We start from the raw sequence: 15,453 nt of genomic DNA, 5'->3' as shown, positions 1-15,453 counted from the left end.
ATTTTTTTGCATGATTCATACCCTCTGCTGATAAGTATAGGTAGAAAGTCCCATAGAATTATGATATAATGGGCTATCGTATATTTTTAGGAGAATAGTAATGAATTTACAACGTGAACAAGAATTTGTTAGCCAATATCATTTTGACGCGCGCAACTTTGAATGGGAAAAAGAAAATGGAACACCAGAAACAAAGGTTGATGTGAATTTTCAGCTAATTGAGCGGAATGAGGAAACCCAAACAACTTCTTTGATTGTCATTTTGACTTTCATGATTGTATTTGATAACTTTGTCATCAGCGGAACGATTTCACAGGCTAACCATATTCAGGGACGTTTGGTCCAGGAACCTAGTGAATTTGATCAAAATGAAGTGGAGGAATTGGCTCGTCCTTGTTTGACTATGCTCAATCGTCTGACCTATGAAGTGACGGAAATTGCTTTGGATTTGCCAGGTATTAATTTGGAGTTCTAATGATGAAATTAGCGGTTATAACGGATTCTTCTGCTTTTTTATCAGAGAATCTTCTGGAAAATGAAAATCTGTTTGTCTTAGATATTCCAGTAGTGATTGCTGGCGAAACTTATGTAGAAGGAAAAAATCTGACAGCCAGTGAGTTTTATGAGAAAATGGCTGCCGCAGATGAATTGCCAAAGACTAGCCAGCCTAGTATTGCAGAGCTGGAGGAAACTTTGACTAGCCTTGCCAGTAAGGACTATACTCATGTGCTGGGTCTCTTTTTATCCAGTGGGATTTCAGGATTTTATCAAAATATCCAGTACCTCAAAGATGAGTTTGATGGCTTGGCAATCGCCTTTCCTGATTCAAAAATTACCAGTGCTCCGCTGGGGATCATGGTTGAAAATGCTTTGACTTGGGCTGCGGAAGGGCAGGATTTTCAAGAGATTTTGACTAAGATTCAGCGACAAATCGATGGGACCAGCGCTTTTATCATGGTTGACGACCTGAATCATCTGGTTAAGGGAGGTCGCTTGTCTAATGGCGCAGCTATTCTGGGCAATCTCCTGAGTATCAAGCCTATTCTGTATTTTAACGATGCGGGTGTTATCGAAGTCTTTGAAAAGATTCGGACGGAAAAGAAGGCGACCAAGAGGTTGCTTGAGGTAGTTGAGGAAAGAACTGGAACGGATTCCTATCAAGTTATCGTGATTCATGGGAATGCTGAGGAAAAGGCAGAAAGCTTGCGCCAGCAGCTGATAGAGGCTGGTGTGGCAGATGATATTTCCCTTGCTACCTTTGGCAGTGTCATCGGCACTCACTTGGGCGAAGGCAGTGTCGCTTTGGCTTACATTCCGCTTGTATAGCGATTCCGCAGGGCAGCTAGTCCAGAAATAGAGAGTAGAGGTTCGAGATGAGTATAAAAGTCATTATTGCTGGTTTTAAAGGGAAGATGGGTCAAGCAGCCTATAAGATGGTAACGGAAGACCCTGAGTTGACCTTGGTTGGTCTGCTGGATCCTTTTACAGCTGAAAAAGAAGTAGCGGGAGTTCCGGTTTTTAATGCCAAAGAGGAACTGACAGGTCTCCAAGCAGATGTCTGGATTGACTTTACGACTCCAAAAGTTGCTTATGAAAATACCCGCTTTGCTCTTGAGAATGGCTTTGCTCCGGTGGTCGGAACGACTGGTTTCACGTCTGAGCAGATTGAAGACTTGACCCAACTATCGCGTCAAAAGAGTCTGGGTGGATTGATTGCCCCGAATTTTGCTCTGGGAGCCGTTTTGCTTATGCAGTTTGCAGCTCAAGCAGCCAAGTATTTCCCAGATGTGGAGATTATCGAACTGCATCATGACAACAAGAAAGATGCACCGAGCGGTACGGCTATCAAGACAGCTGAATTGATCAGCAAAGTTCGGACGAGTAAGCAGCAGGGAGCGGCTGATGAGGAAGAATCGTTGGCTGGTGCCCGTGGGGCAGCGTTTGACGGTATGCGGATTCACTCAGTGCGTTTGCCGGGCTTGGTCGCTCATCAGGAAGTTATCTTTGGTAGTCAAGGAGAAGGGTTGACTTTGCGGCATGACTCCTATGACCGGGTTTCCTTTATGACTGGGGTAAATCTGGGTATCAAAGAGGTAGTGAAGCGCTCTGAATTGGTCTATGGATTGGAACATTTACTATGAGATTAGAGAAGATGCCTTCTGAGTTTCAGGAGGCTTTGCCAGTATTAGAGAAGATTAAAGAGGCTGGTTTTGAGGCTTATTTTGTCGGTGGTTCTGTACGAGACGCTCTGTTGAATCGTCCGATTCACGATGTGGATATTGCTAGTTCGGCCTATCCCGAGGAAATCAAAACAATTTTTTCTCGGACTGTTGATGTCGGCATTGAGCATGGAACAGTTCTGGTCTTGGAAGGCCAGGGAGAATACGAAATAACGACTTTTCGGACTGAGGATGTCTATGTGGACTACCGCAGGCCTAGTCAGGTCTCTTTTGTGCGCTCTTTGGAAGAGGACTTGAAGCGCAGGGATTTTACTATCAATGCTCTTGCTTTAGATCAGAATGGGGAGATTGTAGACCTCTTTAATGGTTTGGCAGATATGAAAAATCGCACTCTACGGGCAGTCGGAGTGGCTGCAGAGCGTTTCAATGAAGATGCTCTCCGCATCATGCGAGGCTTTCGTTTTCAGGCTGGTCTAGACTTTGATTTGGAAGAGTTGACCTTTCAGGCTATGGCAGACTGTGCGCCGCTTTTGGAGAAGATATCGGTAGAACGGATTTTTATCGAGTTTGACAAGCTCCTGATGGCACCTTTCTGGCGAAAAGGTCTGGAGAGCTTGATCAACGCTGCTGCCTACGACTTTCTTCCTGATATGAAAGATTCAGCAGAGGCTTTGCAGGAACTACTAGACGGTTTAGAAGAAGATTTTCAATTTTCTAGTTCCGAGCAGGCTTGGGCTGCGCTTCTGCTGGCTTTAAAGGTGAAAGATGTTCGCAAGTTCTTGAAACATTGGAAAACGTCCAATGACTTTCAAAAGCGAGTGAATCAGTTGGCGGCTGTTTATGAGATTCGACAAGAACGTAGCCTGTCTAAGCGAGATTGCTATCAGTATGATTTGGATTTGATTCTGCAAGCTGAAAGTTTGAGACAGGCAGCAGGCTTGCCAGTTGAGTTTGAGGCTATTGAGGCGACATATGCTGCTCTGGCCATTCATGATAAACATGAGATTGTAGTGACGGGCAGTCATTTGATTCGAGATTACGGCTTTAAACCCGGACCAGAATTGGGACAAATCTTGACTAAAATTGAATTGGCCATTGTCGACGGAGAATTGGCAAATAGCAAGGAAGAGATTATGAACTTTATTAAGGAGCAAGTTGGATGAGTGACTTTATCGTTGAAAAGCTGACCAAGTCTGTCGGGGATAAGACAGTCTTTCAAGAGATTTCTTTTATCATTCACGACTTGGATCGGATTGGACTGATTGGAGTCAATGGAACAGGAAAAACCACCCTTTTGGATGTTTTGTCTGGCATATCAGGCTTTGATGGTGATGTCTATCCTTTTTCAGCTAAATCTGACTATAAAATATCCTATCTGACTCAGGAACCAGATTTCGATGAAGACAAAACAGTCTTGGATACTGTTTTGTCCAGTGATTTGCGAGAAATGCAGCTCATTCGAGAATACGAACTGCTCATGGCAGCTTATGATGAAGCCAAGCAGGCTCGTCTGGATAAGGTCATGGTAGAAATGGATTCGCTACACGCTTGGGAAATTGAGAGTCAGGTGAAAACCGTCTTATCCAAACTAGGTATCGCAGATTTGGCAGCCAAAATCGGCCAGCTTTCAGGTGGTTTACGTCGACGGGTGCAATTGGCGCAGGTTTTGCTTTCCGAAGCAGACTTGCTGCTGCTGGATGAGCCGACCAACCATCTGGACATTGATACGATTGAATGGCTGACAAATTTCCTGAAAAATTCAAAGAAGACCGTCCTCTTTATCACCCACGACCGCTATTTTTTGGACAATATTTCCACGCGGATTTTTGAATTAGACGGTGGAAACTTGATAGAGTATCAGGGCAACTATAAGGACTATGTCCGACTCAAAGCTGAGCAAGATGAGCGCGATGCTGCCCTGCTACACAAGAAACAGCAGCTTTACAAGCAAGAACTGTCTTGGATGCGCCGTCAGCCTCAGGCGCGAGCGACCAAGCAGCAGGCACGTATCAATCGTTTCCATGACCTCAAAAGTGATTTGGCTGGTCAGACCAATCAGACGGACTTAGAAATGAACTTTGAAACCAGCCGTATTGGGAAGAAGGTCATTGAGTTTAAGGATGTGGATTTTGCTTATGGGGACAAGCAGATTTTGTCGCATTTCAATCTCTTGCTGCAAAACAAAGATCGACTAGGCATTGTCGGAGATAATGGAGTGGGCAAGTCTACTTTGCTCAATCTAATTGCTGGTCAGTTGCAGCCTCAATCTGGTCAGGTCATAATCGGCGAGACAGTCCGAGTGGCCTACTTTTCTCAGCAGATTGAAGGGCTGGATGAGTCCAAGCGGGTCATCAATTACTTGCAAGAAGTGGCGGAAGAAGTTAAGATTGGTAGCGGGACGACATCCATTGCAGAGCTCTTGGAGCAGTTTCTCTTTCCTCGCTCAAGCCACGGTACTTTGATTGAGAAATTGTCTGGTGGAGAGAAGAAGCGGCTTTACCTGCTCAAGCTTTTACTAGAAAAGCCCAATGTCCTGCTTCTGGACGAGCCGACCAATGATTTGGATATCGCAACCTTGACGGTCTTAGAAAATTTCTTGCAGGGCTTTGCAGGGCCAGTGATCACAGTTAGCCACGATCGGTATTTCCTCGATAAGGTAGCCAGCAAGATTTTAGCTTTTGAAGATGGTCAGGTCAGGGAGTTCTTTGGAAACTACACGGACTATCTGGATGAGAAGGCTTTTAGACAGTCCAGCGCAGCTATTTCTCAAAAGAAAGAAAAGGAAAAGCCCTTCAAGGCGCGGGAACAGAAGAAGCGGATGAGCTACTTTGAAAAGCAAGAGTGGGAGACCATCGAGGCGGATATCGAGGAGCTGGAGGCGCGTATCGCTGCCATTGAGACGGAAATGGAGCAGAATGGCTCGGACTTTACCAAGCTATCGGAACTTCAGAAGGAGCTGGATGACAAGAATGAGCAGCTTCTTGAAAAGTATGAGCGCTATGAGTATTTGAGTGAGTTGGAGTAGGACAGTTTCGCAGTACATTCGTTATGGATACAAGTTTGTGAGGGAGAATGATGGAAATACAGATTTATAGCCAGCCTAGTCAGGAAATCAAGGATCAGCTTTTTGAGCTGGTTCAAAGCTGCCACGTTACAGATGGGACTTATCGACTTCCTTATTTGGATAACGCCTATAATTTTGATGTGGACATGCCAGCATTTTTTCTGGCCAATCTAGATCATCAAACGGTCGGTTTTTTATCGGTTTATGCGGATGAGCCAGGCCAAGCAGAGGTATCTGTCTATGTATTGCCCGACTATCGCAGACGAGGCATAGCGAGTGCTCTTTTGCAGGAATTTTCCAAAATTGCAGAGAAATACGATTTATCCCAAATCGAATACATCAGTGAAGTCAAGTTTTTAGCAGACCATCCGACCTTTGCTGAGAAGTTTGACTATGATTTGAAAGAAACGGAAATCTGGCTGGAGCAGGCGGTGGGGACTTTCCCTGAAGAAGAAAAAGAAGGCCTTGAGGTTTTGCTGGGGAGAAAGGAAATGGTTGCGGAGATTGCAGCGTTTCAGTCACAGATTTTTGAAATGCCGATGCAGACTGCTCTTCACTATGCCAGTCAAGCGCTGGAGAGTCCAGATAGCCTGCTCTATGTCCTGAAAAAAGATGGTCAAATCGTGGCGTCCTGCTCAGTGGATACAAGTTTTGGTAGCAATTATCTGTTTGCCTTAGCTGTGGATCAGGCCTTTCAGGGACAGGGCTTAGGGAGTCACCTAGTCAGGTCTATCCTGAATGACCTTGCTAGCCGAAATGGACAAGTCTGTCAAATCGTCGTAGAAGCCCAGAATACAGGTGCCCTGAGGCTGTATGAAAGATTGGGCTTTAAACGAAAGTCGGAAACAGTTTATTTAAAGAGAAAATAAAAAGATTAGCCTTCAGAGTAAAGGGCTATGGAGGTCAGGAGATCTGTTTATGATAAAGAGAAAAGAGCCATTCTTAGTTCAGGCAGGATTGGTGCTAGGCTTACTAGCCTTGGGAAATTTAGTCGGCGATGTTAGTCAGTTCTTGCGTTATCTTTTAGCAAGTCTGGCACTCTTGTTTTTCCTCCATCTAGTGATGGGAATGCTGACGCATACCAAGCAAGTCAAAGAGCAACTAGGTCAAGCGCTAGTGGCCTCGGTCTTCCCGACTTTTTTCATGCAGGGAATGGTGGCTTCGACCTATCTAGCGAGCTGGACTTTTTTGGGAAATTTTGCCCGAATTAGTGCGCAAGTGCTGTGGTGGCTGAGCTTTAGCGGGCTGGTTTTCTTGATGGTCTATTATATCCTGACCTTTGTCTTCCCTTTCAAGTGGGAGAACGTCTTTCCTGCTTGGACGGTCTTATTTGTCGGGATTGGTGTCGCTCCTCTGACAATTACAGTTCCCCAGCAGTTGGCTTTGGGGCAGCTGGTCTTTTGGTACGGGCTTTTAGCGACCATCTCGGTCTTACCAATCGTCCTTTATAAGACTTATAAAATCGGCTTAGCAGAGAATGTTCGCCCGAATACGACAACGATTTGTGCGCCTATTTCCTTGATGACAGCGGCTTATGTGGCTACTTTTCCTCAGCCAAATCCTGTCTTATTGAGTTTGCTCTTGATTTCAGGACAATGCTTTTATGCCTTTATTTTATGGCAACTTCCTCGTTTGATCAAGCGTCCTTTTTTAGCAGGTTTTTCTGCCTTTACCTTCCCCTTGGTCATTTCGGCTGTGGCTTTGAAGCAATCTTTAAACGTACTAGAATTAGGTTTAGCTGGGCAGATTCTGCTTGTTTTTGAAATTCTGACAGCTATGCTTGTTGTCCTTTATGTTGCATTCTTATATCTAAAGGATATTTTTGGAAAGTAAAGATTTCTACGATTTTATGCTTTAATAGTAAGATTTGTAATAAGGGAAAAATGGGAGTTTCTCAAATTGCCTTATGTGATAGTCATTGTGAACAGTAAGATTTTGGGTGATAAATTGCGTAAGCAAGGAAAGGATAATGGCTGTTTCTGCTGTCATGAACTTTGAATCTTGTCCAGTCATCTCATCTATTGATAGGAAAAGAGTTTGGATCTCGTGCCCTGAAGCGGAAGCGCCAGCCATTTTTCAAAGAACTATGAAAAAATAGCAAGGTAGAAGCTTAGAACTGGACCGTTGCTTGGATAAAAGCTGTGTAGTAGAAGAGCACAAAAAATATATTTTGAAATAAACTCGACGGCTGTAGATGCAGTCGTTTTTATTTGGAGTCCTATCTCTCTTTGGCCAATATGCAATCTGCTAATGTGCTTGATTATGGTACAGGCGAAGTGAGTCTTGGCTAGTGATTTTTGAGCAATGATTGAACATTCGTTTGAAGTGAGGTGACATGGTGTGGTTCCACTTCAAACGAATATTTTTCTATCTTTATTCTAAGCAGAATCTAATTTTCTGCTGTAAAATAATTTGACAGTTCTTAAAATATTTGATATATTAAAATCAACATATTAACATAAAAAGAAAGGGATAGAAGGGTTTTACAGTATCCTGAAAAATTTAGGATAAATTGTAAACGCTTACTATCGGTGGTTGTCAAATGAATAGAGATTTATTTGATAAAAGATGTAAGTTTGGAATTCGCAAGCTAACGTTAGGTGTTTGCTCTGTTATGATTGGAGCGGTCTTGTTTGGGGCCAATCAAGTCTCTGCTGACGGTCTAGCAGAGACACCAACTGGCCCAGCAGGAGTAGTTGCGGTATCTCAACCAAGTGTGGCACCTCCTGCTACTGAAGTTACGGGAGAGGCAACATCTTCAGAGGTAAATGGGAAAGTAGAAAAAGAGGATAAGCCTGCAGCAGCAACTGCTACTGCACCAGTATCTACAGAAAATGCAGCTACACCCGCATCTCCATCAACAGATACAGGTACCACTTCAGAGAAACCTTCTGATGCAGCTGCTGAGACAGAAGAAACGGTTGAAAGAGACTATTATTCCCGTTCTTTAAAGAATGTCAAACCTGTCTTGGAAAAAGAAGACATCACGATTAACAAAACAGATCACCCTAAAGAAGACCTATCCAGCGAGCTTGATAAGGTGAAAAAATTAAAGAATGCAACGGTTCATTTGGAGTTTAAGCCAGATGCAAATTCGCCAAAGTTTTATAGTGTATTCTCTGCTTCTAGCTCCTCTCATGTCAACGAATACTTTACTCTTGCGGTCAATAATGGAACAGCAGTTGTCGAAGGTCGTGATCGCAATGGGCAGCAATTCTATGAAAATTATAACAATGCCCCTCTGAAAGTAACTGCGGGTCAATGGAACTCCATTACCTATACAGTAGAAAGACTAAATCCAGATTCTCCAGAAGGCCGCGTGCGTCTCTATGTCAATGGTGTCCTATCAAGAACCAGCTATCAGTCAGGAAAATTCTTGAGTGACATGCCGGATTTGACCAATATGCAGTTGGGCGCTACAGTACGTGGTAAGCAAAGCCATTGGCCAGGGACTTTTGCCGTTCGAAATCTAACTGTCTATGACCGTGCTCTTTCACCAGAGGAAGTAGCTCAGCGTAGCCAGATTTTCAAGCGGAAAGAACTTGAAGGACAGCTAGCTCCTGGTGCCTCCCTGAGTGAAAAGACAGATGTATTTGAGAGCGGAGCTGGCGGTCAGGCTAATAGTCAAGGAATTAAAAGCTATCGAATCCCAGCCTTGTTAAAGACTCAGAAAGGCACCTTGATTGCGGCTGCGGATCAGCGCCGCCTGCATGCGTCAGACTGGGGGGATATCGGTACAGTTATTCGCCGTAGTACAGATGGTGGCCAGACTTGGGGACCAGAAAAGACGATTGTCAATTTGCGCAATAATCCCAAAGCAACGGATCCGAATCAGGGCTCTCCTGTAACGATTGATGTGGCTATGGTTCAGGATAAAGACGGAACCATTCATGCCATCTATGATATGTTTACAGAAGGGCGGGCTGTTTTTGACCTGCCTGCTAAAAACGAAGAAGCTTATACAACGATTGATGGCAAGGTTTATCAGATTCTTTATCACGAAAATGGCCAAAAATATACAATTCGTGAAAATGGAACAGTCTATGATGCAAACGGTGCAGCGACAACCTATCGTGTAGTGGTCAATCCACAGGAAAAAGACTATCGAGATAAAGGTGACCTTTATGACGGAGACCGCCTGATTGATAATATTTATTTCACGACGAAGAAAGATTCGCCTTTCCGTGTCGCTCGGACTAGCTATCTATGGACATCAGTGAGTAAGGATGATGGACTGACTTGGTCTGCTCCGCATGATATCACTCCTATGGTCAAGAAAAACTGGATGAAGTTCTACGGGGTCGGTCCTGGTACAGGTATTCGCCTTCATACAGGCCCGTACAAAGGACGTTTGGTTATTCCGACTTATTCGACTAACGAATCTTCCCATTTACATGGTTCTCAGTCTTCTCGGGTTATCTATTCAGACGATAATGGACAAACTTGGCATTCTGGGGCAGCAGTCAACGATGGTCGCAGAGTGAATAATGCAGAGATTCAATCCAGCACCATGAATCATCCATCTGCTCAAAATACGGAAGCAACCGTTGTACAATTAGCAAACGGTCAGCTGAAAATGTTCATGCGTGGATTGACGCGAGACCTGCAGGTTGCAACCAGTGAAGATGGAGGTGCTACTTGGCTTCCTGAAGTGAAACGCTACAAAGATGTGCCTGATGTCTATGTACAAATGTCAGCGATTAGCACAGTCAAAGATGGACAAGAATATGTGATTTTGGCGAATGCCAGCGGACCTGACAGAAATAATGGTCATGTTCGAGTTGCCAGAGTAGATCAGGCTGGCAATCTGACTTGGATTGCTCATCGGGAAATCAATAAAGGGAAATTTGCCTACAACTCTCTGCAACAAATCAATGATCAAGAGTTTGGCTTGCTTTATGAAGGAGCGGAAGGAAATAAAAATGACTATACTCTCTCCTTCAAGAAGTTTAACTGGGATTTCTTGCTGAAAAACAGTGTTTATCCGACAGAGGCTAAGGTAGTCAGCGCGAAAAACACAGAAGAAGGACTCGTTGCCCTGCGTTTTGATCACGAAGTACTTGTCAATGAAGTACCGGTATTTGAACTAGAAAACGGCAAGGAAGCTACCTTTGTCACCCAGGCAGATAGTAAGACGCTTTTGTTCTATGCGGATGATGATTCGGCTGGTCAGAAGATTACTAAGCTGAAATCAGGCAGCATAGAAAGTATTCATAATTTGGCTGTTTCTGTAATCGGAACGAGACTTCCAGCCGCAGGTTCGGCTCCAGAAGCAGTCACACCTTATATTGCACCGACACCAACAGTTCCAGATCCTGACTTAGTGGCAAGATTTGCAGCTAAGAAGACAGCTGAGTGGACTCCTGTAGGAACAACAGAGCAGCATGGAACAGTCACTACAGTTGAGAAGAACGGTGTCCGCTATAACCAGCTCTCCTCAAAATCTACTCATGATAACAATCAAAATCCAGCTCTCTTCCAGAAAGAAGGCTTGCAGGTAGATCAAGAAGGAAATGCTAGTGTCAACTTAACTTTTGTAGAAAATTCTGAAACAAACCATGGCCGCTTTGGTGTCTTTATGAAATATAAAGATACATCAAACAATGTCTTTGTCGGTTATGACAAAGAAGGCTGGTTCTGGGAATACAAAACGCCAGGAAATGGTAACAGCGCTTGGTATCGTCAGACTCGTGTACCAGCACCGAAAAAAGGTTCAACCAATAACTTGGTAGTAACCCTGAAGGCAGATGGTCAGCTCAATGCGACCAATAATGGCGAGCAACTCTTTAATACAGTGACGCTTCCAGCTGCAGTCAAGGAGAATCTCAAGAATGAGCGCAAGATTTTGGTCAAGGCTGGTACTTATCAGGGCACTGAACTGACTTCTGTTTTGATAAAGACAGATAACCAAGAAGGCATGACTCCAACTCAGCCGACAGGAGAAAAGGAAACAGGTCCTGCTGTAGATGACTCTAAAGTCACTTATGATAAGATTCACTCAGCAACGATGGAAGTGCTGATTGATAAGGCCTTCCCGCGTGTCAAGAGCTACACAGTCAACAAGCACACACTGACAGGTCAAGTCAAACAGCTGGATCAAGTCACCATCAACTCACATGCTATCAAGCCGAAAGTGACTTACCGCAAGGTTGATGAGCAGACAGCTGAGTATGATTTGGTCTTGAAGGATCCAGAGCATTTGATTGATGCAGAAATGACCGTTCGCTTGAAAGTAGTGGACAACCAATTGCACTTTGATGTGACAAGAATCGTCAACCATAACCAAGTCGAAGCTGGTAAACCAATCGATGATGTTAGAAAATTGATTTCTTCTATCAACTTTGCAGATAATGCTTTAGTATCTGTCTCTAGCGAGCAGGCTGGTGCTAAGTTTGATGGGGCGACCATGTCCAACAATACCCATGTCAGCGGAGATGACCATATCAATGTGACTAATCCGATGTCGGATTTGCGCAAGGGATACATGTACGGATTTGTCTCAACAGACAAGCTGGCGGCTGGTGTATGGAGTAACTCTCAAAACAGCTTTGGCGGCGGTTCGAATGATTTTACACGCTTGACTGCTTACAAGCAAACAATCGGCAATGCTAATTATGTCGCAATCAAGAGCTCACCATGGCAATGGCAAAAAGAACATAAGGGAATCGTTTATCCAGATTATACTCTGGAATTGCCAAGTGCTAAGGTGGTCGTGACCGAAGATGCCAACAAGGATAACCAAGTGGACTGGCAGGATGCGGCTGTAGCTTATCGTCAAATCATGAACAACCCGCAAGGCTGGGAAAAGGTTAAAGACATCACCGCCTATCGAATTGCCATGAACTTTGGCTCTCAAGCTCAAAATCCATTCCTGATGACTCTGGATGGTATTAAGAAAATCAATCTTCATACCGATGGACTTGGCCAAGGTGTCCTCTTGAAGGGATATGGAAATGAAGGGCATGACTCTGGCCACTTGAACTATGCAGATATCGGTAAACGAATCGGTGGAGTTGAAGACTTCAAGACCTTGATTGCTAGGGCTAAGGAATACGGTGCTCACATCGGTATCCACGTCAACGCATCAGAAACCTATCCAGAATCCAAATACTTCAAAGAAGAAATCCTACGCAAGAATCCTGACGGTAGCTATAGCTATGGCTGGAACTGGCTGGATCAAGGTATCAATATTGATGCTGCCTATGACCTCGCTCATGGCCGTCTCAAACGCTGGCAAGATTTGAAGGAAAAACTTGGTGAAGGACTGGACTTTATCTATGTCGATGTCTGGGGTAATGGTCAGTCAGGTGATAATGGTGCTTGGGCAACTCACGTCTTGGCAAAAGAAATCAACCAACAAGGCTGGCGCTTCACCATTGAGTGGGGACATGGTGGTGAGTATGACTCGACCTTCCAGCACTGGGCAGCTGACTTGACTTATGGTGGCTATACTAACAAGGGTATCAACAGCAGTATCGTCCGCTTCATCCGCAATCACCAAAAAGATTCTTGGATTGGTGACTATCCATCCTATGGCGGGGCAGCCAACTATCCGCTGCTTGGCGGTTACAGCATGAAGGACTTTGAGGGCTGGCAAGGACGAAGTGACTACAATGGCTATGTGACCAACCTCTTTGCTCATGATGTCATGACCAAGTATTTCCAACACTTCACTGTCTCAACTTGGAAGAATGGTAATCCGGTTACCATGAATGACAATGGCGGTAGCTATAAGTGGACACCAGAAATGGAAATCGGTCTAACAGACAAGGACAACAATCAAGTTACTATTCGCCGTAAATCAAACGATGTGGCAAATCCAGGCTACCGTGAGAGAACAGTCACTCTTAACGGACGTGTAATTCAAGATGGCTCAGCTTATCTGGTGCCATGGAATTGGGATGCCAACGGTAATAAGCTAGAAAAAGCTCAAGAAAAGATGTATTATTACAATACAAAAGCAGGTCAGACAACTTGGACCCTGCCGAGTGATTGGAATGACAAAGTCTATCTCTACAAGCTAACCGACCAAGGTAAGGTTGAAGAGCAAGAGCTGACAGTGACGAATAATCAGCTGACGCTGGATCTTTTGGCAAATCAGCCATACGTTCTCTATCGTACAAGACAGGTCAACAAGGAAATGTCTTGGAGCGAAGGAATGCATATCTATGACCAAGGCTTTAACAGTGGCAAGCTGGATCATTGGACAATTACAGGCGACAAATCTAAGGCTGAGATTGTCAAGTCACAGGGTGCCAATGATATGCTCCGTATTCAAAACAATACAAGTACTGTGACTCTGACTCAGAAATTAACGGGTCTCAAGCCAAATACTAAGTATGCTGCTTATGTCGGAGTGGATAATAGAAGTGATGCTAAGGCAAGTATTACGGTCCAATCAGGTGGCAAGACAATCACCAACTACACTCATAAGTCTATTGCTCAAAACTATGTAAAGGCCTATGCTCACAATACCAACCGCAGCAATGCGACAGTGGATAACACTAGCTATTTCCAAAATATGTATGTTTACTTCACGACAGGTGATGACGTGTCCAATGTGACCCTGACCCTGAGCCGTGAAGCAGGTGAAAAAGCAACTTACTTTGATGAAATTCGAGTCTTTGAGAATAATTCTACAATGTATGCCGGTGGTCATGATAACCAAAAAGGTGTCTTCAAACAAAACTTTGAAAATGTCGGTCAAGGAATCTTCCCATTTGTTATTGGTGGTGTCGAAGGTGTCGAAGACAACCGGACTCACTTGTCAGAGAAGAATGCACCATATACACAACGTGGCTGGAATGGTAAGAAGATTGATGATGTTATTGAGGGTGATTGGTCCCTCAAAACCAATGGTCTGGTGAGCCGCCAACGTATGGTTTACCAAACCATTCCACAAAACTTCCGCTTTGAAGCAGGTAAGACCTATCGAGTCACCTTTGATTATGAAGCGGGCTCTGACGGTACGTATGCTTTTGTCAGCGGCAGTGGTGAAGTAACTTGGAAGCAAGTCGGAAACCAATGGACCAGTGATCTGGGTAATGAACAAGTGCATGAACTTCCGAACACTTGGAAAGGTTCACAGAAAGCTAAAAGAGCAACCTTCCTTGTAACGGGAGCACCGGACGGTAATACCTGGATTGGTATCTATTCTACTGCTAGAGGTGGTAATACAAATGGAGATGCAGGTGGGGATGCAAACTTCCGTGGCTACAATGACTTTGTAATGGATCGTCTGCAAATCGAAGAAGTCGAGCTGACAGGTAAGATGTTAATTGACCAAGCAATCAATAATTATCTGCCACTAGTTGCCAGAACGAATTACACGGCTGAGTCTATGAATGCGCTGAAAGATGCAGTGTATAATCTAACTCAACAGGATGATGATATCTCAGTCGAGGAAGCTAGAGAGGCTATTGCTACAGTAGATAATCTTAAATCTGCTTTGGTGGAGAAGAAAACTTCCCTTAGGGCATCTGACTTTGAGTCTCTGGAAGCTCCAGCTCAGCCTGGTGAAGAGTTGGCTAAAGCCTTTGATGGTAACCGCTCTAGCCTATGGCATACACCGTGGTCAGGTGGTGGTGTAAATAAACCTGCTACTATGGTCTTGAGAGAACCAACTGATTTGACAGGTTTGACCTATGTGCCACGCTCTTCAGGCTCCAATGGTAATCTTAGAAATGTTACCTTGGTAGTGACGGACGAAGGAGGCCAAGAACACCGCTTCTCAGCCAATAATTGGCCAAATAATGCAGCAACTAAAACTATTGACTTTGGTCGGGTTATCAAGGCTAAGAAGATTGTCTTGACAGGCACTCAGACTTATGGCGATAGCGAAAATGAATACCAATCAGCAGCGGAACTAGTCTTTAATCTACCAACAACAAGCGAGGCTGCTCTGGACACAAGTTCTTATGATAAGGCTCTTGCGCGTGCTAAGACGTTGACAAGTCAGGCTAATCGTGAAGCAGTAGAAGAGTTCTTGCAGGTGGCTGCTTATGTGACAAATAACCACTTGTTGACTCCGACTCGCTTGGCAGAATTTACAACTTATCTCAATAGCTTAGAAGATGCGTCAGCTACCCCGCCAGTTCACAAGACGACTCCAGACAAAGGTGTTAAGATTCCAGTAGTCGAGCAACCACGCTTGGATATTGTGACCGAAGCTCTACCGTTTAATACTGTTGAACGTGAAAACACACAATT

At 44.3% G+C, this 15,453-nt stretch carries 8 protein-coding genes; all 8 read left to right on the top strand.

Translation table 11 applies throughout. From position 1 onward, the window contains the following. Positions 1-100 precede the first annotated feature (100 nt). Complete coding sequence (locus tag STRDD04_RS03265) at positions 101-475, top strand: DUF1149 family protein (RefSeq protein ID WP_037617102.1); 375 nt, start codon at positions 101-103, stop codon at positions 473-475. A gap of 2 nt (positions 476-477) precedes the next feature. Beyond that, entirely contained in the window at positions 478-1,326 is an 849-nt protein-coding gene (locus STRDD04_RS03260; RefSeq protein ID WP_062199872.1) for a DegV family protein, read from the top strand. 47 nt (positions 1,327-1,373) lie between these two features. Further along, entirely contained in the window at positions 1,374-2,141 is a 768-nt protein-coding gene (gene dapB, locus STRDD04_RS03255; protein WP_062199306.1) for a 4-hydroxy-tetrahydrodipicolinate reductase, read from the top strand. Continuing rightward, complete coding sequence (locus STRDD04_RS03250) at positions 2,138-3,343, top strand: CCA tRNA nucleotidyltransferase (RefSeq protein ID WP_062199304.1); 1,206 nt, start codon at positions 2,138-2,140, stop codon at positions 3,341-3,343. The genes dapB and STRDD04_RS03250 overlap by 4 nt, the downstream gene beginning before the upstream one ends. Next, positions 3,340-5,205 carry an ABC-F family ATP-binding cassette domain-containing protein gene (locus tag STRDD04_RS03245; protein ID WP_062199302.1) on the top strand — a complete coding sequence of 622 codons (1,866 nt, stop codon included), beginning with the start codon at positions 3,340-3,342 and terminating at the stop codon, positions 5,203-5,205. Before STRDD04_RS03250 ends, STRDD04_RS03245 begins: the two co-directional genes overlap by 4 nt. A gap of 50 nt (positions 5,206-5,255) precedes the next feature. Continuing rightward, positions 5,256-6,113, top strand: coding sequence for a GNAT family N-acetyltransferase (locus STRDD04_RS03240; protein WP_062199300.1), 858 nt, complete (start codon positions 5,256-5,258; stop codon positions 6,111-6,113). Positions 6,114-6,162: 49 nt separating this feature from the next. Next, positions 6,163-7,077, top strand: coding sequence for a TDT family transporter (locus STRDD04_RS03235; protein ID WP_062199298.1), 915 nt, complete (start codon positions 6,163-6,165; stop codon positions 7,075-7,077). Between the two features lie 709 nt (positions 7,078-7,786). Beyond that, positions 7,787-15,453 (top strand): SpGH101 family endo-alpha-N-acetylgalactosaminidase (locus STRDD04_RS10545; protein WP_082757335.1); only part of this gene is annotated, 7,667 nt, incomplete at its 3' end.

Source organism: Streptococcus sp. DD04 (assembly GCF_001578725.1).
Classification (GTDB): Bacteria; Bacillota; Bacilli; order Lactobacillales; family Streptococcaceae; genus Streptococcus; species Streptococcus sinensis.
The sequence above is the reverse complement of the archived record's forward strand: the minus strand, read 5'-3'. Positions and strand labels throughout refer to the sequence as shown.